The organism is Herbaspirillum sp. Her3, assembly GCF_057961275.1.
The window spans coordinates 2,262,531-2,283,409 of sequence record NZ_CM176328.1 but is presented as its reverse complement, the minus strand read 5'-3'; the positions used below and the strand labels follow the sequence as shown (position 1 = coordinate 2,283,409).

Below are 20,879 nucleotides of genomic sequence, written 5' to 3'. Positions count from 1 at the left end.
CATGAAAGACTTCATGCAGCAGGCAATCGGAATACCAGAGGATCGCCGGCACAGGCTGGCGCGCAGCGGGGTTCAGGCGGGGATATCGGGAACGAGCTGCATCTTCAGCAGCGCGATGTGGTCCTTCAATTGCAGCTTGCGCTTCTTGAGGCGGCGCAATTGCAGGTCTTCGGAACGGGCATCGCGGATGAGCATGTCGATCACGCTATCGAGATCACGGTGCTCGACTTCGAGTTCGATGATGCGGCGCTGGATGTCTTCGCGATGCGTACTGGTCATGATGGCGGCTGGTTGCTGATGTGCTTGCTAGTGTAATGCACCCGCTCGCGCACGCCAAATCGGCATGCGCAAGCGGGAGGAAGGCCAGCATACGCCAGCTCAATTGGCTGCTGGGGTGTCCTGGGCCGGTTTCTGCTGTGGCTGCGACTGATTCTGCTGATCCTGTTGTTGCTTCTGCTTGCGTTCGGCGCGCTCACGCTCGTTCTCGGCCTTCTTGCGCTCCACTTCCTGGCGATGCTCTTCGGCTTCCTTGATGCGGCGCTGGCGTTCGGCCGCATTGGCAGCACGGGCGGGAGCGCCGGCAGCGTCCTCGGCCTTCTGGCGCTGCACCTCGGCCTCGTGCTGGCGCACGCGGTAATCGGCCGGGACATTCTTATTCTGGTCGATGCGCTGCTGGACTTCGCGGTTCTTGGAGCGGCTTTCCTGGACCTTGCGGGCGGAATCGGCTTCCTTCTGTTTCTGGTCGGCCAGGCGGCGGGCGGAATCTTCCTGATCCTTGGCGCGCTGCTCGGCCAGCGAACGATCACGGTCATCCACGGTGGCCTGGCGCTGGTAGACCTTGGCCTCATACTCCACCGCCTTGATGCCCTTGTCGGTCAGGCGCTTGCGGTCGCGCGCGGCTTCCAGGCATTGCGAGACCAGAAACTTGGGATAACAGGCGCGCTGGTCCAGGATGTAGCGCAGCTCGGCCACCTGGCGGTCTTCGGCGGCCTCGTCCAGCGCCTTTTGCGCGGCTTCGTCGGACTTGATGGAGCCGGCCGGGTAACGCTGGGCAATCGGCGCGCGAGCCTCCAGTTCATCAAAGCGTTCACGGCTCATGGCCGGGGCTGCTGCGGCGGCCTGTGGCGCCGGGCTGGCCAGATCCTTGGAAGCCTGCGCCTGGGCCTTGATCTGTCCGGGCTGTGCGCCCGAGGTGGTGCTGGCCGACGCCTGCCCTTGCGCCGCGCAGGCGCCGGCAGCCAGGGCCAGCATCAGGCCGCACAGGGAAGAAGTGACGCCCTTGGCATCGGCAAATGGACCTTGCATGGATTTCTTGTTCATCAGGTAGTTGTTCAGGAGAGGCTGTCGGCAATCGAGCGGCGGTCCGCATCCAGATACTCTTTCGACTGCATCTCAATGATACGTGAAACGGTGCGGTGGAATTCGTTGGAGAGCGTGCCGACGGTGTAAAGCTCGTCCGGCTCCACGGCGGCCGACATGATCAGCTTGACCTTGTGGTCGTAGAAGACGTCGATGAGCCAGGTGAAGCGGCGCGCCTCCGAGGACATCGCCGCCGACATGCGCGGAATGCCCGACAGGATCACGGTCTGGAAGCGGCTGGCCAGTTCCAGGTAATCGTTCTGCGAGCGCGGACCGCCGCACAGCGTGGCGAAGTCGAACCAGATGGCGCTGCCGGCCCGGCGCAAGGCGCGGATCTCGCGGGCTTCGATGTGCACGCGCGGATCTTCGTCGGCGGCTTCGGCGACGGCGGCAAAGGCGCTGCGCAATTCTTCATCGGTCTTGGCGTTGAGCGGGGTGTGGTACACCTTCACCTGCTCCAGCACCCGCTTGCGGTAGTCGATGCCGGCGTCGATGTTCATGACGTCCAGTTTTTCCTTCAGCAGGGCAATCGTCGGCAGCATGCGGTCGCGGTGCAGGCCATCCGGATAGAGCGTGCTCGGCTCGTAGTTGGAGGTCATCACGAAGGACACGCCATGATCGAACAGGCCCTTCAACAGGTTGTAGAGGATCATCGCATCGGCGATGTCGGAGACGTGGAATTCGTCGAAACAGATCAGGCGATACTTCTTGGCGATGCGCTTGGCGACTTCATCGAGGGGATCGGAAATCCCCTTCAATTCATCAAGCTGGCGATGCACGTCACGCATGAATTCATGGAAGTGCAGGCGCGTCTTGCGCACCACCGGCACCACGGAATAGAAGCTGTCCATCAGGAAGGACTTGCCGCGCCCTACCCCGCCCCACATGTAGACGCCGCGCGGCACGGCCGGCCGGCTGATCAGACGCTTGAAGGTGGAGGCGCGTTGGGCCTTGTAGGCAACCCATTCCTCATAGGCGCGCTGCAGGCGCTCAATGGCGCGCAACTGCGCTTCGTCGGGTTGATAACCGCGCTGGGACAGCGACTGTTCGTAGAATTGACGGACATCCATGGTGTGGTCTTGTAAAACGACAATGGGCGAGCCAGGCTCGCCCATTGGGTTGGCATCTCAATGCTGACTATGCGGGCAACTCAAACCTGGCCATGCTGGCAGGCATGAGCGACGCGTATTGTCGCACTGATCGCGCATCAGAAGTTCAATGCACGCTTGTCGACGGCCAGAGCCGCTTCCTTGGTCGCTTCAGACAGCGAGGGGTGAGCGTGGCAGATGCGGGCGATGTCTTCGGAAGAAGCACGGAATTCCATCGCCACCACGGCTTCGGAAATCAGCTCGGAAGCCATCGGGCCGACGATGTGCACGCCCAGGATTTCATCGGTCTTGGCATCGGCCAGGAACTTCACCATGCCCGAGGTATCGCCCAGCGCACGGGCGCGGCCGTTGGCCAGGAACGGGAAGGTACCGGCCTTGTACTGCACGCCTTCGGCCTTCAATTGCTGCTCGGTCTTGCCGACCCAGGCGATTTCCGGCGAGGTGTAGATGACCCAGGGAATGGTGTTGAAGTTGACGTGACCATGCTGGCCGGCAATACGCTCGGCCACGGCAACGCCTTCTTCTTCGGCCTTGTGGGCCAGCATCGGGCCGCGCACCACGTCGCCCACCGCCCACACGTTGGGCAGGTTGGTCTTGCAATCACCGTCCACGGCGATGAAGCCGCGCTCGTCCAGCTTCAGGCCCACGCCTTCGGCGTTCAGGCCAATGGTGTTGGGGGTACGGCCAATCGAGATGATCAGCTTGTCGAATTCGCCCGTATGGGCTGCGCCCTTGGCATCGGTGTATTCGACGGAAACGCTGTTCTTGCCGGCCTTGATGGTGCCGATCTTCACACCCAGGTTCACGGCCAGGCCCTGTTTGGTCAGCAGCTTCTGGGCTTCCTTGGCGATCTGTTCATCGACGGCACCCAGGAAGGTCGGCAGGGCTTCCAGCACGGTCACTTCCGCGCCCAGGCGACGCCAGACCGAACCCATTTCCAGGCCGATCACGCCGGCGCCGATCACGCCCAGCTTCTTCGGCACTTCGGTGATCGACAGTGCACCGGTGTTGGAGAGAATCAGCTTTTCATCGAACTCGGCGCCCGGCAGTGCACGGGCGTTCGAACCGGTAGCAACGATGACGTGCTTGGCAGTGATGGTTTCTTCGGCAGCACCGGCGACCTTGATCTCGTAGCCATTGGCATCGCCCTTGACGAAGGAGCCACGGCCGTGGAAGAAGGCGACCTTGTTCTTCTTGAACAGGTACAGGATGCCGTCGTTGTTCTGCTTGACCACGGTGTTCTTGCGGCCCAGCATCTTTTCCAGGTTCAGGCCCAGGCCCTTGACTTCGATGCCGTGCTCGGCGAAGCCGTGGCTGGCGTGTTCGTAGTGCTCGGACGATTGCAGCAGCGCCTTGGAGGGGATGCAACCGACGTTGGTGCAGGTGCCGCCCGGTGCGGGGCCGCCCTTTTCGTTCTTCCATTCGTCGATGCAGGCGGTGTTGAAGCCCAGTTGCGCTGCGCGGATGGCGGCGATGTAACCGCCGGGGCCGCCACCGATGACGACCACGTCAAAATTCTTGCTCATGTGTATTTTCCTGATTCGTTGTGCGCATCCGCCTGAACTGGAAGCGGATGCAAAAAGGCGCTGAATGCCTGGGGGCCGTTCAGCGCCTCGCTCACGCCGTGATGGCCGGTTGCTTACAGATCCAGCAGCAGACGTGCCGGATCTTCCAGTGCTTCCTTGATCGCGACCAGCGACAGGACGGCTTCGCGGCCGTCGATGATGCGGTGGTCATAGGACAGCGCGAAGTAGTTGATCGGACGGACCACGACCTGACCGTTTTCGACCACTGCGCGTTCCTTGGTGGCGTGGATGCCCAAGATCGCCGATTGCGGCGGGTTGATGATCGGGGTCGACAGCATGGAACCGAAGGTACCACCGTTGGAGACGGTGAAGGTACCGCCCGACAGTTCTTCGATGGACAGCTTGCCATCCTTGGCCTTCTGGCCGAATTCACCGATCTTCTTCTCGATGTCGGCAATCGACATCTGGTCCGCATCACGCAGGATGGGCACCACCAGGCCGCGCGGCGAACCGACGGCGACACCGATGTCGAAGTAGCCGTGGTACACGATGTCGTTGCCATCGACCGAGGCGTTGACGATCGGGTACTTCTTCAGGGCGTGCACGACCGCCTTGACGAAGAAGGACATGAAGCCCAGCTTGACGCCGTGTTCCTTCTCGAACTTGTCCTTGTACTTGTTGCGCAGGTCGATGACCGGCTGCATGTTGACTTCGTTGAAGGTAGTCAGGATGGCGTTGGTCGATTGCGACTGGACCAGACGCTCAGCCACGCGGGCACGCAGGCGGCTCATCGGCACGCGCTGTTCCGGACGGCTTTCCAGACCGGCCTTGACCGGCGCGGCCACTTGCGCCAGGGCCGGCTTGGCAGCAGCAGGTGCAGCGGCAGGCGCCGACAGGGCACCCAGCACGTCGCCCTTGGTCACGCGGCCATCCTTGCCGGTGCCGGTGACTTGCGAGGTCGACAGGTTGTTGTCGGCCAGCAGCTTGGCAGCGGCCGGCATGGCGACGTCGCCCTTGGAAGCCAGCTCGGGAGCGGCAACCGGGGTCGGTTCGTTGGTGGCTTGGGGAGCGGGAGCGGCCTTGACTTCGGTCGGGGCCACTTGAGCGGAGGCGTCGGTGTCCAGGATGGCGATCACTTCACCGGCCACGACGGTAGCACCGTCGGCCTTGATGATCTGGGTGATCACGCCAGCGTCCGGCGAGGGCAGTTCCAGCACGACCTTGTCGGTCTCGATGTCGATCAGGTTTTCGTCACGGGCGACGGGTTCGCCAACCTTCTTGTGCCATTGCAGCAGGGTCGCTTCGGCGACGGATTCCGACAACTGCGGGACTTTTACTTCGATTTGAGCCATTTTCAGGATTCTCCGATTTTCGGGTGATTTCGTTCTTATGGAAACAGGGACGCACTGCCCTCGCAGCGCGTCCCGTTTGCATCAATGATTACTTGGTCAGCACAAAGCCCTTGAGCTTGGCGAAGGCGGTTTCGATCAGTGCCTTTTGCTGTGCGTAGTGCTTGTCGTAGTAACCGACGGCCGGCGAAGCGCTGGCCGGGCGGCCTGCATAGGCCAGCTTCTGACCTTCGGAGAGATTCTCGAAGATGTTGTGCTGGATCTGCAGCCAGGCGCCCTGGTTCTGCGGCTCGTCCTGTGCCCACACCAGTTCGTTGAAGTTGGGGAACTGCTTCAACGCGGCCGCGAAGGCCTTGTGCGGGAACGGATACAGCTGCTCGACGCGGATGATGGCGGTATCGGTCTGGCCGCGTTCCTTGCGGGCGTTGACCAGGTCGTAGTACACCTTGCCCGAGCAGGCGACGATGCGCTTGACCTTCTTGGCGTCGATGGTTTCGTCGACTTCCGGAATCACGGTCTGGAACGAACCCTTGGCCAGATCGGACAGCGGAGAACCGGCATCCTTGTTACGCAGCAGCGACTTCGGCGTCATGATGATCAGCGGCTTGCGGAACAGGCGGATCATCTGGCGGCGCAGCAGGTGGAAGATCTGCGCAGCGGTGGTGGGCTGCACGACCTGCATGTTGTTGTCGGCGCACAGCTGGAGGTAACGCTCGATACGGGCCGAGGAGTGTTCCGGACCCTGGCCTTCGTAGCCGTGGGGCAGCATCTGCACCAGACCCGAGGCACGGCCCCACTTCACTTCGCCGGAGCTGATGAACTGGTCCATGACGACCTGGGCACCGTTGGCGAAGTCGCCGAACTGGGCTTCCCAGATGGTCAGGGTGTTCGGTTCAGCAGTCGAGTAGCCGTATTCGAAGGCCAGCACGGCTTCTTCGGACAGCACCGAGTCGATCACGGTGAAGGTGGACTGGTTCTCAGCCACGTTCTGCAGCGGGATGAAGGTACCGGCATCCCAACGCTCGCGGTTCTGATCGTGCAGCACCGCGTGACGGTGGGTGAAGGTGCCACGGCCGGCATCCTGACCGGTCAGGCGCACGGCATAGCCGGAGGAAACCAGGCTGGCGTAGGCCAGGTGCTCGCCCATGCCCCAGTCCAGGTTCATTTCGCCACGACCCATGGCCGCGCGGTCGTTCAAGACCTTCTCGACCAGCGAGTGGACCTTGAAGCCTTCCGGCACGGTGGTGATCTTGGTGGCCAGGCGCTTCAGTTCCGCCATCGGCACGGCGGTTTCGGCGGCGTCGGTCCACTTGCGGTTCAGGAACGGCAGCCAGTCGACGGCGTACTTGCTCTTGAAGTTGGTCAGCACCGGATCGATGGCGTGCTTGCCGGCGTCCATCGCAGCGCGGTAAGCCTTGACCAGCTCTTCGCCGCCATCGGCGGGGATGGTCTGCTGGGTCACCAGCTTGTCGGCGTAGAGCTTGCGGGTGCCGGGGTGCTGGGCGATCTTCTTGTACATCAGCGGCTGGGTCAGCGCAGGGGTATCTTGCTCGTTGTGGCCCAGCTTGCGGAAGCAGATGATGTCGACCACGATGTCCTTCTTGAACTTCATGCGGTAGTCGACAGCGATCTGGGTGGCGAACACGACGGCTTCCGGATCATCGCCGTTGACGTGCAGCACCGGGGCTTCGATCATCTTGACCACGTCCGAGCAGTACAGGGTCGAGCGGGAGTCGCGCGGGTCGGAAGTGGTGAAGCCGATCTGGTTGTTGATGACGATGTGAACGGTGCCACCGGTGCCATAGCCACGGGTCTGTGCCAGGTTCAGGGTTTCCATCACCACGCCTTGGCCGGCGAAGGCGGCATCGCCGTGCACCAGGATCGGCAGCACTTGCGAACCATCCTTGTCGCCGCGGCGATCCATACGGGCCTTGACCGAACCTTCGACCACCGGGTTGACGATTTCCAGGTGGGACGGGTTGAAGGCCAGCGACAAGTGCACCGGGCCGCCAGGGGTGGAGACGTCGGAGGAGAAACCTTGGTGGTACTTGACGTCACCGGCCGGCAGGTCGTCGGCGTGACGGCCTTCGAATTCGGAGAACAGTTCCTGCGGGGTCTTGCCCAGGATGTTGACCAGCACGTTCAGGCGGCCGCGGTGGGCCATGCCGATCACGATTTCCTGCACGCCCTTTTCACCGGCGCGCTGGATGGTTTCATCCAGGGAGGCGATGAAGGATTCGCCGCCTTCCAGCGAGAAGCGCTTCTGGCCGACGTACTTGGTGTGGAGGTAGCGTTCCAGGCCTTCGGCGGCGGTCAGGCGTTCCAGGATGTGCTTCTTCTTCTCGGCCGAGAAGCTGGGCACGGCACGGGTCGGCTCGAGACGCTCTTCCAGCCAGCGCACTTCGGACATGTCCGAGATGTAGGTGAACTCGGCACCGATGGAGCGCGTGTAGGTGTCGCGCAGCATCTGCAGCAGGTCGCGCAGGGAAGCGGTTTCCGGGCCGAAGTAAGTGTTGTTGATGTTGAACACGATGTCCATGTCGGCATCGGTGAAGCCGTAGAAGGAGGGATCGAGTTCGGGGATGTTGGGGCGTTCCTGGCGTTGCAGCGGGTCCAGGTTGGCGAAACGGGAACCGAGGTCACGGTAGCCGGCGATCAGCTGGGTAACAGCGACGCGCTTGCGGCCCATGTCGGAGTCGGCGGAAGCGATGACGGTGCGGATCGGGCCTTGCTTGGCGCGTTCGGCGAAGGAAGCGATCACCGGAGCGTGGGCCACATCGGGACGGGTGGAGCCGTCGGTGGCGGGAACGTGTTGCACGGCGTCGAAGTATGCACGCCAATTGTCAGGGACGGAGCCGGGGTTGTTCAGGTAGGCTTCGTACAGTTCTTCGATGTACGGAGCATTCCCACCGAACAGGTAGGAGTTGATGTTGTATTGCTCGTAGAGCTTTGTCATTTGCTCACCTTTCTTCGCGCTTCGCGAGATTAGCGGGTTTCTACACCTTCCGCGACACGGCCTGACCGGTTAGCGGATTGCATCAAGTTGTGGGGGAAGGACCTTGTCTACCTGAACTTCTGTACGTCATCCAGTCAGCGCATCGGAATTATATCTCCTAATATCAAATAAAAAAGCGAATCCTAAGGGATTCGCTTTTTTATTTGAAACATGAAGCAACAGGCGTTTCTCGCTACCAACGCAGGCCCGCAAAGCCTTGCCGGACGGGCCTTGCGCCCTCCCTCGAAACCATCCCGAATGACGGGAAACCGGGCCATCCGGCTGACTTTGTTGTCCGTCCGGCTAGGCAGACGGACAACAGGCTGCGATCAGCGCTTGTCGATCGGCGGCACGTCGCGGCGCGGCGAACCGACGAACAGCTGGCGGGGACGGCCGATCTTCTGTTCCGGATCCGAGATCATTTCGTTCCACTGCGCGATCCAGCCGATGGTACGGGCCATGGCGAAGATGCAGGTGAACATCGAGGTCGGGATGCCCAGGGCGCGCTGCACGATGCCGGAGTAGAAGTCGACGTTCGGGTACAGCTTGCGGGACACGAAGTATTCGTCTTCCAGCGCGATCTTTTCCAGCTCCATGGCCAGCTTGAACAGCGGGTCGTCGTGCAGGCCCAGTTCGTTCAGGACTTCGTAGCAGGTTTCGCGCATCAGCTTGGCACGCGGGTCGTAGTTCTTGTAGACGCGGTGACCGAAGCCCATCAGCTTCACACCGGAGTTCTTGTCCTTCACTTGCTTGATGAACTCTGGGATCTTGTCGACCGAACCGATCTGTTCCAGCATGTTCAGTGCAGCTTCGTTGGCACCGCCGTGGGCAGGGCCCCACAGGCAGGCGATACCGGCAGCGATACATGCGAACGGGTTGGCACCGGAGGAGCCAGCCAGACGCACGGTCGAGGTCGAGGCGTTCTGCTCGTGGTCAGCGTGCAGGATCAGGATGCGGTCCAGCGCGCGCACCAGCACTTCATTGACCTTGTACTCTTCGCACGGGTTGGCGAACATCATGCGCATGAAGTTGGCGGTGTAGGACAGGTCGTTGCGCGGATACACGAACGGCTGGCCGATGCTGTACTTGTAAGCCATGGCGACCAGGGTCGGCAGCTTGGCGATCATGCGGATGGCCGACACTTCGCGGTGGTTGGCGTTGGAGATGTCCAGCGAGTCGTGGTAGAAGGCCGACAGCGCGCCCACGGAACCGGTCAGCACGGCCATCGGGTGCGCATCGCGGCGGAAGCCGCGGAAGAAGAAGTTCATCTGCTCGTGCACCATGGTGTGCTGGGTCACGGTCTGGACGAATTCTTCCTTCTGCTTGGCATTGGGCAGCTCACCATGCAGCAGCAGGTAGCAGGATTCCAGGAAGTCGCAGTTCACCGCCAGCTGTTCGATCGGGTAGCCACGATACAGCAGCTCGCCCTTGTCGCCATCGATGTAGGTGATGGAGGAATTGCAGGAAGCGGTCGACATGAAGCCCGGGTCGTAGGTGAACTTGCCGGTGGCGCCGTACAGCTTGCGGATATCGATCACATCAGGGCCGATGCTGCCCTTGTAGATAGGAAAATCTACGGACGGAGACCCGTCGGAGAACGACAGGGTAGCTTTGATATCGGTATTGGACATAGCTTTTCCTTTGGCTGGGATGGTGAAACCGTTAATCAAACGCCGCGACCGCAAGCCGGGCGGCATCGTGGTGCGGATGCGCCGGGCGGCGAGTTGGAGCCGGCCGCGATCGGGCAAAATCCGTCTGGCTTGTGGCCAGGCGCAATAATCGTGCAACAGTCAGGCAGTACGCAGTCTCTTGAGCAACGCATGCACTTGGGGCAGATCGACCGCCGCTTCGGGCTCCTTGCGAGCCAGCAACAAGTCCATCAGGTCGTTGTCAGTCAGGTCCATCAGGCGCGAGAAGGCATCCACCTCGTCGTCGCTCATCTCGGCCTCATGGGCATCGAGATAGCGCGTCAGGATCAGGTCGTTCTCCAGCAGCCCGCGGCGCGCTCGCCAGCGCAGACGCGCCCGTTTGGCCGGATCATCCTGGTGACGCTCAGTCGTGAACTCGCTCATTTCTTGTCTTTCCATTCACTTCAACCGGACCAAAACTGACCGGACCGGTCGGGGAAGCGGCTTGCAGCACCGCCTCCCCTCGCTGCAGCCCGCCAGGGACGGCGGGTCTGGCAGGGCTGTCAACCGAAGAGGCTTACACCGAACGGCGCACCATCAGTTCCTTGATCTTGCCGATGGCCTTGTTGGGATTCAGACCCTTGGGGCAGACATCGACGCAGTTCATGATGGAACGGCAACGGAACAGGCGGTACGGGTCTTCCAGGTTGTCCAGGCGCGCGCCGGTGGCTTCGTCGCGGCTGTCGGCGATGAAGCGGTAGGCTTGCAAGAGGCCAGCCGGGCCGACGAACTTGTCCGGGTTCCACCAGAACGACGGGCAGGAGGTCGAGCAGCAGGCGCACAGGATGCACTCGTAGACGCCATCCAGTTCTTCACGCTGTTCAGGCGACTGCAGGCGCTCCTTCTCGGGCGGGATGCTGTCGTTGATCAGGTACGGCTTGATCGAGTCGTACTGCTTGAAGAAGTTCGTCATATCGACGATCAGGTCGCGGATCACCGGCAGGCCAGGCAGGGGCTTCAGAACGATGGGTTCGGTCAGTTCGTTCAGGTTGGTGATGCAGGCCAGGCCGTTCTTGCCGTTGATGTTCATGGCGTCGGAACCGCACACGCCTTCGCGGCAGGAGCGGCGCAGGGCCAGCGAATCGTCGACGTCGGACTTGATGCGCTGCAGGGCATCCAGCAGCATCTTGTCGGTGGGCTTGAGTTCCACCGTCAGGTCTTGCATGTACGGCTTGTCGTCCTTGTCCGGATCGTAACGATAAATCTTGAATTTCAGGGTGCGAGTCATGTTGCGACCTCTTAGAAAGTACGTGCTTTAGGTTTGAAAGTCTCGACGGTCAGCGGCTGCATGTTGACCGGCTTGTAGTCGAGACGATTCCCCTCGGAGAACCACAGCGTGTGCTTGAGCCAGTTCACGTCGTCGCGCTGCTCGTAGTCGCTGTGCGCGTGGGCGCCGCGCGATTCCTTGCGAGCTGCTGCGGAGGTGATGGTGGCCTTGGCCGTTTCGATCAGGTTATCCAGTTCCAGCGCTTCCACGCGGGCGGTGTTGAAGACCTTGGACTTGTCCTTGAAGGAGACGTGCTTGCGGCGCTCGTCCAGCTCCATGATCTTCTTGTAGCCTTCCTGCAGCAGGGCGTCGGTACGGAACACGCCGCAGTACTTCTGCATGGTGGCGCGGATGTCGTTGGCCACGTCCTGCACGCGCTCGGAACCGGTGCTGCTTTCCAGGTGCGCAATGCGTTCCAGCGAACGGTCCAGGGCGCCGGCCGGGATCGGCTTGTGGCTCTGGTCCTGCAGGCGGGTGCCGACGATGTGGTTGCCGGCCGCGCGGCCGAACACCACCAGGTCCAGCAGCGAGTTGGTGCCCAGGCGGTTGGCGCCGTGCACCGACACGCAGGCGCATTCGCCGATGGCGTACATGCCCTGCACCACTTCCTTCATCGAACCGCCCTTGGGCGCGACCACCTGACCGTGGACGTTGGTGGGGATGCCACCCATCTGGTAGTGGATGGTCGGCACGACCGGGATCGGTTCCTTGGTTGCATCGACGTTGGCGAACTTGTGGGCGATTTCCAGGATCGAGGGCAGGCGCTTCTTGATGGTGTCGGCACCGATGTGGCGCAGATCCAGCAGCACGTGATCCTTGTGGGGACCGACGCCGCGACCTTCCTTGATTTCCTGGTCCATCGAGCGCGACACGAAGTCACGCGGCGCCAGGTCCTTCAGGGTCGGCGCATAGCGCTCCATGAAGCGTTCGCCATTGCTGTTGATCAGGATGCCGCCTTCGCCGCGCACACCTTCGGTAATCAGCACGCCCGCGCCAGCCACGCCGGTCGGGTGGAACTGCCAGAATTCCATGTCCTGCAGCGGCAGGCCGGCACGTGCAGCCATGCCCATGCCGTCGCCGGTGTTGATGAAGGCATTGGTCGAGGCAGCCCAGATACGGCCTGCACCGCCGGTGGCGAACAGGGTGGTCTTGGCGTGCAGCATCATGATTTCGCCGGTTTCCATTTCCAGCGCGACCACGCCGAGGACGTCGCCCTCTTCGTTGCGGATCAGGTCCAGCGCCATCCACTCCACGAAGAAGTGGGTCTTGGCGCGCACGTTGCGCTGGTACAGGGTGTGCAGCAGGGCGTGACCGGTACGGTCAGCCGCAGCACAGGCACGCTGCACCGGCTTTTCGCCCAGGTTGGCGGTGTGGCCGCCGAACGGACGCTGGTAGATGGTGCCATCCGGGTTGCGGTCGAAGGGCATGCCGAAGTGTTCCAGCTCGTAGACGGCCTTCGGTGCTTCGCGGCACATGAATTCGATGGCGTCCTGGTCGCCCAGGTAGTCCGAACCCTTGACGGTATCGAACATGTGCCAGTACCAGTTGTCTTCGGACATGTTGCCCAGCGAAGCGCCGATGCCGCCTTGGGCAGCCACGGTGTGCGAGCGGGTCGGGAAGACCTTGGACAGGACAGCGACGTTCAGGCCGGCTTCGGCCAGTTGCAGCGAGGCGCGCATGCCGGAGCCACCGGCGCCGACGATGACCGCGTCAAAGCGGCGGGTAGTGATGGCGGATTTGATTGCAGCCACGATTAGTTTCTCCACAGAATCTGCGCGGCATAGCCAGCGCAACCGATCAGCCACACGATAGTGGCAACTTGCAGGACCAGGCGCAGGCCAACGAGCTTGACGTAGTCCATCAGCGCATCACGCACGCCGATCCAGGCGTGGAAGAACAGCGCCATGAACACGGCAAAGGTGGCCACCTTGAACCATTGATGCGAGAACAGCGCCGCCCAGCCCTCGTAGCTGAAATTGGTCGCGGTAAAGAAGCACACCAGCAGGATCACGGTGTAGATAGCCATCACGACGGCCGTGGCGCGTTGCGCCATCCAGTCACGCAGGCCATAGTGAGCGCCCACGACCAGGCGCTTGGGTCCGATGTTGTTATCAGCCATTTTCAGAATGCTCCGAACAGTTTCAATGCGACCAGGACCATCAGCGTGATGCTGATCACCAGGACAGTTGCCGAGGACTTGCGTGCGCTGTCCTTGTCCAGACCAATGTGGTTGTCCATGATCAGGTGGCGGATGCCGGCGCAGAAGTGGTGGAGATAGGCCCAGGAAAGAGCCAGGATGACGAGCTTGACGAACCAGCCCGATGCCAGGCCCTTGAGATAGGCGAAAGTACCTTCCGAGAGCAGGCTGCTGTCCAACATGAACAGGATGAAAGGCAGCATCAGGAACAGGAACAGACCGCTGATGCGGTGCATGATCGAGACGATGGCAGCCAAAGGCATGCGGTAGCCGGCAATTTGGGTTAGGTGTATGTTACGAAATTGCGGCCGTTGTGGTTTAGCGGCTTCAGACATACAAGGTTCTCCTCAGTTTAAAACAATCATGCAATTTTCGCCGATTTTCGAAATCGCCATCAACTTTTATTGCGCTTCGCAGCAAGCCGAAAAGGCTTGACACCAGCCCTTCTCCGCTGGACAGGCGGTACCCGCCAGCACGCGACAACGACCGGTTCCGGTTTGCTCAGCTCAACTCGCTTTGGTAATGATGATTCGTCGTCAGATACAGACCGCGCCGCATTTCCACCGGCTTGTCGCCATAGGTAAATGAAGCCCGCTCCACACTCAGCAACGGCGTTTGGGGCGCTACGCCCAGAAACTCTGCGGCATCCTGATCCGCCCCGACGGCACGGATGCGTTCTTCGGCACGGATCATGCGCGTGCCGAACTCGGACTCGAACAGGCCATACAGGGGCCCGCGGTACTCCACCAGGCGCTCGGCCGTCAAGCCTTTGAAGATGGCGCCAGGCAGCCAGATGTCTTCGAGGATGATGGGAGTGCCATTGAAGGATTTTACCCGGCGGATGAAAATGACGGAGTCGCCCGACTTCATGTCGAGCTGGCGCGCTACCTCGGCCGAGGCGCGCACGCGCTTGACTTCGACGATCTTGTTTTCGGGACGCTGCGGCTCGTCGCTGTCAGCCATCAGCCGCAGGAAACGGAACTGCGCCTGGGTCTCGTGATGGGTGGCGACGAAGGTGCCCTTGCCCTGGCGGCGCACCACCAGGTTTTCGGCCGCCAGTTCGTCGATGGCCTTGCGCACCGTACCCTGGCTGACCTTGAAGCGGCTGCCCAGCTCCACTTCACTGGGGATCAGCTCGCCCGGCTTCCACTCGCCGGCTTCCAGGCGCTGCATGATGAGCGCCTTGATCTGCTGGTACAACGGACTGAAGGTGGGCGCCGGACTGGCAACACCCGCCCCCGCGGCTTGCGCGTCGACGTTGTTCGGATTGGGCAGGATCGAGCTCATAACCTCGAATTTCACCACAAAACTCCTTACGGCGTCCAGCAAAAACTAGGCAATAATATGTCTTATATAAGACATAAGATATTGATTGACAGCAGTCTTTCGCAAGCCTACACTCGCGTGCAACCTGAAGACCCGCAAGGCAGACTGGATGCGATTTACAGCCCGAAAGACGCTAACGAGAATCACTCTCATCTAGCCCCTTCCAACGCGACGGTTTTCTGCAGGCAGAACGCAAGTTTGACAGGTTTTTGCTTTGTCGGCAGGACCCGGACCGAAAGCAACTGACTGGTTGCGTTTTCGACGGTATCATGGCGGCCTAACAAGAATTCGAGGAAAACCGCGCATTTCTCATGCGCACCCCTGAAGCAACCGCAGATGGCCCTGCCGCGCCTTGCGCGACGCGACCGCAACGTGCGCTTCGATGCAGTCTGAATGCTTTTTTTCATCACCTCTTTTGGAGATTCAACATGGCTAAAGCCCCCATGCGTGTTGCCGTCACCGGCGCCGCCGGTCAGATCGGTTACTCCCTGCTGTTCCGCATCGCCAACGGCGACCTGCTGGGCAAAGACCAGCCGGTCATCCTGCAACTGCTGGAAATCCCCGATGAGAAGGCACAGAAGGCGTTGAAGGGCGTCATCATGGAAATCGATGACTGTGCCTTCCCGCTGCTGGCTGGCGTGACCGCTCACAGCGATCCGATGACCGCCTTCAAGGATGCCGACATCGCCCTGCTGGTCGGCGCCCGTCCCCGTGGCCCCGGCATGGAGCGCAAGGACCTGCTGGAAGCCAATGCCCAGATCTTCACCGTGCAGGGCAAGGCGCTGGACGCCGTGGCCTCGCGCAACGTCAAGGTGCTGGTGGTCGGCAACCCGGCCAACACCAACGCCTACATCGCCATGAAGTCGGCCCCCAACCTGCCGGCCAAGAACTTCACCGCCATGCTGCGCCTGGACCACAACCGCGCCCTGTCGCAAGTGGCTGCCAAGATCGGCAAGCCGGTCTCGGCCATCGAAAAGCTGTGCGTGTGGGGCAACCACTCGCCGACCATGTACGCCGACTACCGCTTCGCTACCGCCGATGGCGCGTCCGTGAAGGACACCATCAACGACCAGGAATGGAACAAGAACGTGTTCCTGCCCACCGTCGGCAAGCGCGGCGCCGCCATCATCGAAGCCCGTGGCCTGTCCTCGGCCGCTTCGGCAGCCAACGCGGCCATCGACCACGTGCGTGACTGGGTGCTGGGCACCAACGGCAAGTGGACAACCATGGGTATCCCCTCCGACGGTTCCTACGGCATCCCCGAAGGCACCATGTTCGGCTTCCCGGTGACCACCGAAAACGGCGAGTACAAGATCGTCCAGGGTCTGGAGATCGATGAGTTCTCGCAAGAGCGCATCAACATCACGCTGAAAGAGCTGATGGAAGAGCGCGAAGGCGTAAAGCATCTGGTCGGCTGATTATTGACCAGGGCGCGGCAGCCCGCAGGGCTTGCCGCGCCTGCTGCCTTGCCCCCCGTGACACCGAACGTTTCGACAACCTCTACCCCGCTCTCATTCGCAGCAATGCATCCTTCCCAGGTCTTGTTCCCAGGTGCCCAGCAGCCGGTTTCGCTTCCGGTGTGCGATCACTACGCCGGCTCCGAAAAGCTGATGCGCAAGTCGATGGCCCTGCAGCAGGAACTCGGCCCCTTGTTCGACATCACCTTCGACTGCGAAGACGGTGCTGCCGCCGGCAATGAAACCGCGCACGCCGAACTGGTCGCCTCGCTCATCGCCAGCCCTGCCAACGTCCACCGCCGCATCGGCGCGCGCGTGCACGACGCGGGCCATGCGCATTTCGAGCAGGACGTAGCCATCATCTGCGGCGCCGCTGCGCGCGAGCTGGCCTACCTGATGCTGCCCAAGCCGGAAGGTATCGAGGATGTGCTGCGCGCCCTGGAGAGCATCAACCGCGCATGCCGCCCGGCCGGCCGTGCGCAGTTGCCGGTGCAGGTCTTGATCGAAACCCACGGCGCCCTGGCCGATGCCGGCAAGATCGCCGCCCTGCCCCAGGTGCAATCGCTGTCCTTCGGGGTGATGGATTTCGTCTCGGCCCATTACGGCGCCATTCCCGGCAGCGCCATGCGTTCACCCGGACAGTTCGACCATCCGCTGGTGCGCCGCGCCAAGCTGGAGATTGCCGCCGCCTGCCATGCGCACGGCAAGGTGCCGTCGCACAACGTGACCACCGACATCAAGAATCCCGCCGCCGTGGCTGACGATGCGCGCCGCGCGGCACAGGAATTTGGCTATACCCGGATGTGGAGCATCCATCCTGACCAGATCCGACCCATCGTGCAGGCCATGTCCCCGGCGACCGCAGAAGCCGAACTGGCGGCACAGATCTTGCTAAAGGCGCAGGCGGTGCAGTGGGGCCCGATCCAGCATGAGGGCAACCTGCACGACCGCGCCAGTTATCGGTATTACTGGAGTATCCTGCAACGCGCGCACGCCACCGGCATTGCGCTGCCGCCGGAAACGGCCTCCTGGTTCGTCCGCGGCGACTCCTCCTCAATCACGCACTAACCTTGTTTCGATAGACGTTCATGAAAAAGTATCTGACCATTTTCGCCCTGCTGGGCGCCCTGTTTGCCACCGCCGGTATCACTGCGGCGCAGGCCCAGACCGATGCAGCGCCGGCTGCCAAGAAGAAGGCCGTCAAGAAGACGACCGACAAGAAAACGACCGGCAAGAAGGCAGCTCACAAGAAGGCCGCTGAGAAGAAGACAACCCACAAGACCAGCGCCAAGACCGCCGCCACCCACAAGACACACCCCAAGAAAGTCGCAGCAGCCGCACCGGCAGCGTCCAAGATGCCGTTCTCCTCGGATGCCGAGGACGATGACCGCGAACCCGAACTGAGCGGTACCCGATCGGACGACTACCTGTGCGAGATGGGCAACAAGCTGACCATCTGGAAGAACGAGGCCGATGACAAGCACATCGCCATCCGCTGGGACAAGCGCATTCATCGCCTGACCCGCGTGCCCACCACCACCGGCGCCAACCGCTTCGAGAACCACAAGCTCGGCCTGGTCTGGATCGGCATTCCGGCCAAGGGCCTGCTGCTGGACTCCAAGAAGGGCCAGCAACTGGCCAACGAATGCAAGGACGCCGACCAGATCAAGGCCGCTGCAGCAGCACCGGCAGCTACCGTCGCGGCGGCGGCCCCGCAGCACTGAGCAGGCGGCAGCCGGCCCAGACCGTTTCAACACACGAAGTCTCACAGAATCAGGCAGCACCCCGCAGTTCACCATTGCAGCGCAAACCGGATTCGACTAGCTAGCATCACTAAATTGCCAAATAAGGAGAAGAGGCCATGTCTCGCAACACATTGAACACCCTGAAGGAATTCAAGATTTCCGGTTCCAAGAAGGGCAAGTTCTACTCCCTGCCCGCCCTGCAAAAGTCGCTGGGCGTGAATATCTCGCGCCTGCCGGTGTCCATCCGCATCGTGCTGGAATCGGTGCTGCGCAACTGCGACGGCCAGAAGGTCACCGAAGAACACGTCAAGCAGCTGGCCAACTGGGGCGCCAAGGCCGCCCGCGTGGATGAGATCCCCTTCGTGGTGGCCCGCGTGGTGCTGCAGGACTTCACCGGCGTGCCCCTGCTGGCCGACCTGGCCGCCATGCGCAACGTCGCCAGCAAGCTGGGCAAGAACCCCAAGAACATCGAACCGCTGGTGCCGGTGGATCTGGTGGTGGACCACTCGGTGCAGATCGACCACTTCCGCGAGAAGAAGGCCCTGGACCTGAACATGAAGCTGGAATTCTCGCGCAACAACGAGCGCTACCAGTTCATGAAGTGGGGCATGCAAGCCTTCGACACCTTCGGCGTGGTGCCCCCGGGCTTCGGCATCGTCCACCAGGTCAACCTGGAATACCTGGCACGCGGCGTGCACAACAAGACTGGCGTCTACTACCCTGACACCCTGGTCGGTACCGACTCCCACACCACCATGATCAACGGCATCGGCGTGGTCGGCTGGGGCGTGGGCGGCATCGAAGCCGAAGCCGGCATGCTGGGCCAGCCGGTCTACTTCCTGACCCCGGACGTGGTCGGTGTGAACCTGACCGGCGCCCTGCGCGAAGGCGTCACCGCCACCGACCTGGTGCTGACCATCACCGAACTGCTGCGCCAGACCAAGGTCGTGGGCAAGTTCGTCGAATTCTTCGGTGAAGGCACCGAATCGCTGTCGCTGACCGACCGCGCCACCATCGCCAACATGGCCCCGGAATACGGCGCCACCATGGGCTTCTTCCCGGTGGACGACGCCACCATCGCCTACTTCAAGGGCACCGGCCGCACCAAGGCCGAGATCGACGCCTTCGAAGCCTACTTCAAGGCGCAAGGCCTGTACGGCGTGCCCAAGGCCGGCCAGATCGACTACACCCAGGAAGTCTCGCTGGACCTGGGCACCGTCGCTCCGTCGCTGGCTGGTCCGAAGCGTCCGCAAGACCGCATCGAGATTGGCAACGTCAAGACCACCTTCTCGGACCTCTTCACCAAGCCGACCGCAGAAAACGGCTTCAACAAGAAGGCCGAAGACCTGACCGCGTCCTACAAGAACGCCGACGGCGTTGACCTGCACAACGGTGACGTGCTGATCGCCGCCATCACCTCCTGCACCAACACCTCCAACCCAAGCGTGCTGCTGGCTGCTGGCCTCCTGGCCAAGAAGGCCGTGGAAGCCGGCCTGAAGGTCGCTCCGCACATCAAGACCTCGCTGGCCCCCGGCTCGCGCGTGGTGACCAAGTACCTGGAAGCCGCCGGCCTGCTGCCGTACCTGGAAAAGCTGGGCTTCGGCGTGACCGCCTATGGCTGCACCACCTGCATCGGCAACGCTGGCGACCTGACCCCGGCCATGAACGAAGCCATCGTCAAGAACGACGTCGTGGCTGCCGCCGTGCTGTCGGGCAACCGCAACTTCGAAGCCCGTATCCACCCGAACATCCGCGCCAACTTCCTGGCTTCGCCCCCGCTGGTGGTGGCCTACGCCATCGCCGGCAACGTCACCCGTGACCTGATGACCGAACCGGTCGGCAAGGGCAAGGGCGGCAAGGACATCTACCTGGGCGACATCTGGCCGACCTCGCAAGAGATCGAAAAGCTGCTCAAGTTCGCCATGAACGCCAAGACCTTCAAGGAAAACTACGCCGATGTGAAGGGTGCTCCCGGCAAGCTGTGGGAAGCCATCAAGGGCGTCGCCAAGGGCGAAGTCTACAACTGGCCGACCTCGACCTACATCGCCGAGCCGCCGTTCTTCGAGAACTTCAGCGAAGAGCCCAAGGCTGCCGCGACCGGCATCAGCGGCGCGCGCGCACTGGGCGTGTTCGGCGACTCGATCACCACCGACCACATCTCCCCGGCCGGTTCGATCAAGGAATCCAGCCCGGCCGGCAAGTGGCTGCAAGCCAATGGCGTGCTGAAGGCTGACTTCAACTCCTACGGCTCGCGCCGCGGCAACCACGAGATCATGATGCGCGGCACCTTCGCCAACGTGCGTATCAAGAACCTGATGATCCCGGCCAAGGAAGACGGCTCGCGCGTGGAAGGCGGCATCACCATTCACCAGCCCTCCGGTGAAGAAATGTCGATCTACGACGCCGCCATGAAGTACGTGGCCGAAGGCACCCCGACCATGGTCTTCGGTGGCGAAGAGTACGGTACCGGCTCCTCCCGTGACTGGGCCGCCAAGGGCACCCAGCTGCTGGGCGTGAAGGCCGTGATCGCACGTTCCTTCGAGCGTATCCACCGTTCCAACCTGGTGGGCATGGGCGTGCTGCCGCTGCAGTTCCTGGGCAGCGACAGCGTGCAGTCGCTGGGCATCACCGGTGAAGAAAGCTTCGACCTGAAGGGCCTGGAAGGCGAAATCAAGCCGCAACAGGAAGCCACCCTGGTGATCCACCGCAAGAACGGCCAGACCCAGGAAGTCAAGCTGCTGCTGCGCATCGATACCCCGATCGAAGTGGACTACTACAAGCATGGCGGCATCCTGCCGTTCGTGCTGCGTCAACTGCTGGCAGCCTGAGCAGTGGACCGGCGGCACTGCCTTCCGAGGCGG

Annotated in this window: 17 protein-coding genes; 4 read left to right on the top strand and 13 right to left on the bottom strand. The window is 62.0% G+C overall.

Annotation, left to right across the window (positions count from 1 at the left end):
- Positions 1-72 precede the first annotated feature (72 nt).
- The 13 genes from ACVC5H_RS10525 to ACVC5H_RS10465 form a co-directional block, all read right to left on the bottom strand.
- Positions 73-279 (bottom strand): YdcH family protein, encoded by a 207-nt coding sequence (locus ACVC5H_RS10525; RefSeq protein WP_006463294.1) that lies wholly within the window; start codon positions 277-279, stop codon positions 73-75.
- A 99-nt stretch (positions 280-378) separates the two neighbouring features.
- Positions 379-1,320 (bottom strand): hypothetical protein, encoded by a 942-nt coding sequence (locus ACVC5H_RS10520; RefSeq protein ID WP_489622246.1) that lies wholly within the window; start codon positions 1,318-1,320, stop codon positions 379-381.
- An 11-nt stretch (positions 1,321-1,331) separates the two neighbouring features.
- A complete protein-coding gene (gene zapE, locus ACVC5H_RS10515; RefSeq protein ID WP_489622245.1) occupies positions 1,332-2,429 on the bottom strand; it encodes a cell division protein ZapE in 1,098 nt (365 codons plus the stop codon).
- Between the two features lie 137 nt (positions 2,430-2,566).
- Complete coding sequence (gene lpdA, locus ACVC5H_RS10510) at positions 2,567-3,994, bottom strand: dihydrolipoyl dehydrogenase (protein ID WP_489622244.1); 1,428 nt, start codon at positions 3,992-3,994, stop codon at positions 2,567-2,569.
- Positions 3,995-4,107: 113 nt separating this feature from the next.
- On the bottom strand, positions 4,108-5,346 hold the full coding sequence (odhB, locus tag ACVC5H_RS10505; protein WP_489622243.1) for a 2-oxoglutarate dehydrogenase complex dihydrolipoyllysine-residue succinyltransferase: 1,239 nt from the start codon (positions 5,344-5,346) through the stop codon (positions 4,108-4,110).
- Between the two features lie 88 nt (positions 5,347-5,434).
- The gene (locus ACVC5H_RS10500; protein ID WP_489622242.1) at positions 5,435-8,299 is read right to left on the bottom strand and encodes a 2-oxoglutarate dehydrogenase E1 component; all 2,865 of its coding nucleotides are present in this window, start codon (positions 8,297-8,299) and stop codon (positions 5,435-5,437) included.
- Between the two features lie 368 nt (positions 8,300-8,667).
- Positions 8,668-9,969 (bottom strand): citrate synthase, encoded by a 1,302-nt coding sequence (gene gltA / locus ACVC5H_RS10495; RefSeq protein ID WP_338715558.1) that lies wholly within the window; start codon positions 9,967-9,969, stop codon positions 8,668-8,670.
- Positions 9,970-10,128: 159 nt separating this feature from the next.
- Positions 10,129-10,410, bottom strand: coding sequence for an FAD assembly factor SdhE (locus ACVC5H_RS10490; protein WP_489622241.1), 282 nt, complete (start codon positions 10,408-10,410; stop codon positions 10,129-10,131).
- A 133-nt stretch (positions 10,411-10,543) separates the two neighbouring features.
- Positions 10,544-11,254: a succinate dehydrogenase iron-sulfur subunit gene (locus ACVC5H_RS10485; protein ID WP_006463281.1), complete on the bottom strand. Its 711-nt coding sequence runs from the start codon at positions 11,252-11,254 to the stop codon at positions 10,544-10,546.
- 11 nt (positions 11,255-11,265) lie between these two features.
- Complete coding sequence (gene sdhA, locus ACVC5H_RS10480) at positions 11,266-13,044, bottom strand: succinate dehydrogenase flavoprotein subunit (RefSeq protein ID WP_058896047.1); 1,779 nt, start codon at positions 13,042-13,044, stop codon at positions 11,266-11,268.
- Positions 13,045-13,046: 2 nt separating this feature from the next.
- The gene (gene sdhD / locus ACVC5H_RS10475) at positions 13,047-13,412 is read right to left on the bottom strand and encodes a succinate dehydrogenase, hydrophobic membrane anchor protein (RefSeq protein WP_489622240.1); all 366 of its coding nucleotides are present in this window, start codon (positions 13,410-13,412) and stop codon (positions 13,047-13,049) included.
- A gap of 2 nt (positions 13,413-13,414) precedes the next feature.
- Positions 13,415-13,825, bottom strand: coding sequence for a succinate dehydrogenase, cytochrome b556 subunit (gene sdhC, locus ACVC5H_RS10470; protein ID WP_338715568.1), 411 nt, complete (start codon positions 13,823-13,825; stop codon positions 13,415-13,417).
- 166 nt (positions 13,826-13,991) lie between these two features.
- A complete protein-coding gene (locus tag ACVC5H_RS10465) occupies positions 13,992-14,777 on the bottom strand; it encodes a GntR family transcriptional regulator (RefSeq protein ID WP_489622680.1) in 786 nt (261 codons plus the stop codon).
- Between the two features lie 467 nt (positions 14,778-15,244).
- Here ACVC5H_RS10465 and ACVC5H_RS10460 point away from each other — a divergent pair, with 467 nt between their 5' ends.
- The 4 genes from ACVC5H_RS10460 (at position 15,245) to acnA (ending at position 20,846) form a co-directional block, all read left to right on the top strand.
- Complete coding sequence (locus ACVC5H_RS10460) at positions 15,245-16,234, top strand: malate dehydrogenase (protein WP_017451784.1); 990 nt, start codon at positions 15,245-15,247, stop codon at positions 16,232-16,234.
- Between the two features lie 105 nt (positions 16,235-16,339).
- Positions 16,340-17,341, top strand: coding sequence for an HpcH/HpaI aldolase/citrate lyase family protein (locus ACVC5H_RS10455; RefSeq protein WP_489622239.1), 1,002 nt, complete (start codon positions 16,340-16,342; stop codon positions 17,339-17,341).
- Between the two features lie 20 nt (positions 17,342-17,361).
- Positions 17,362-17,997 (top strand): hypothetical protein, encoded by a 636-nt coding sequence (locus ACVC5H_RS10450; protein ID WP_489622238.1) that lies wholly within the window; start codon positions 17,362-17,364, stop codon positions 17,995-17,997.
- A 137-nt stretch (positions 17,998-18,134) separates the two neighbouring features.
- On the top strand, positions 18,135-20,846 hold the full coding sequence (acnA, locus tag ACVC5H_RS10445) for an aconitate hydratase AcnA (protein ID WP_489622237.1): 2,712 nt from the start codon (positions 18,135-18,137) through the stop codon (positions 20,844-20,846).
- Positions 20,847-20,879: the final 33 nt, after the last annotated feature.